Source organism: Mesorhizobium sp. M2A.F.Ca.ET.067.02.1.1 (assembly GCF_004023285.1).
Lineage (GTDB): Bacteria > Pseudomonadota > Alphaproteobacteria > Rhizobiales > Rhizobiaceae > Mesorhizobium.
On sequence record NZ_RZSB01001178.1, the window covers coordinates 1 to 1,121 of the forward strand.

Genomic DNA, 1,121 nt, shown 5'->3' on the forward strand with positions numbered 1-1,121 from the left:
CTTTGGGAGCTTTACGCCTGGCTCGACGGCGGCCCTGGCGATTACCACGACGAACAGCCGTAGACGACGCCGCGCTGAAGGGAGCGGCGCCTGAAGAAAAGACGAGAAAGTCTGCAACAGGAGCGAAAAATGAATGGGAACAGGGACTTTGAATTGAACCGCCGTGCATTCGTGAAAGGCGGCATGGCAGCGGTGGCGGCCGTATCTGCCGGCATGCAGCTGCTGCTGACGCCGGGCGCCAAGGCCGCGGGCAAGGTCGTCATCCAGTATGACTGGTTGATATCCAACGGCCAGATCGGCGATATCGCGGCCGTCGCCAACGGCTATTTCAAGGACGCTGGGCTGGAGGTCGAGTTCAGCCCCGGCGGCCCCAACGCGTCGACCGTGCCGCCGGTCATTTCGGGCGCCGCCCAGCTTGGGCAATTCTCGGAAACGCCGCAGCTATATTCTGCCCGCGCCAGCGGCGTGCCGATCAAGATCATCGCCTGCGGCTTCCGTACCGGTCCTTACGCATTGACCTCGAAACCGGCCAAGCCGATCCGCAGTGTCTCCGATCTCAAGGGAAAGAAGATCGGTATCCAGCCGACGGCGCGCTTCGTCATCGACGAGATCCTGGCCAAGAACGGCATCGACTCGTCGGAGGTGACCATCGTCAATGTCGGCTTCGACAAGGCGCCGCTGGTGCGCGGCGATGTCGATGCCATCGGCGGCTGGATCACCAACACCCAGGCGCTCAGCGTCGTCGGCGACGACCGCATCGACCTTCTGACGCGCGACCTCGGGCTGAGCTCCTACGCGGACGTCTATTTCGCTACCGACGCGGCAATCGAAAAGGATCCTGAGACGCTGGCGAAGTTCATCGGCGCCGTGGGCAAAGGCTGGGGCTGGGTGCATGCCAATCCGCAGGAAGCGGTCAAGAAGATGGTCGCCGCCTATCCGGAAATGGATCTTGGCTGGGAGGAAAAGACCGTCAATCTGGTGCTGAAACTCTCCTTTGACGGCGCCACCGCCAAGGACGGCTGGGGCACGTTCGACCCGGCCTCGATAGAGGAGCAATTGGCGCTGCTCGACAAGGTTGGCCAGTATCCAAACGGTCGCCCGGCGGCCGCCGAGGCCTACAC

At 62.9% G+C, this 1,121-nt stretch carries 1 protein-coding gene; it reads left to right on the forward strand.

Annotation, left to right across the window (positions count from 1 at the left end):
* Nucleotides 1-129: 129 nt before the first annotated feature.
* The coding region (locus EOA28_RS36540) for an ABC transporter substrate-binding protein (RefSeq protein WP_189342401.1) at nucleotides 130-1,121 on the forward strand (992 nt) is incomplete at its 3' end.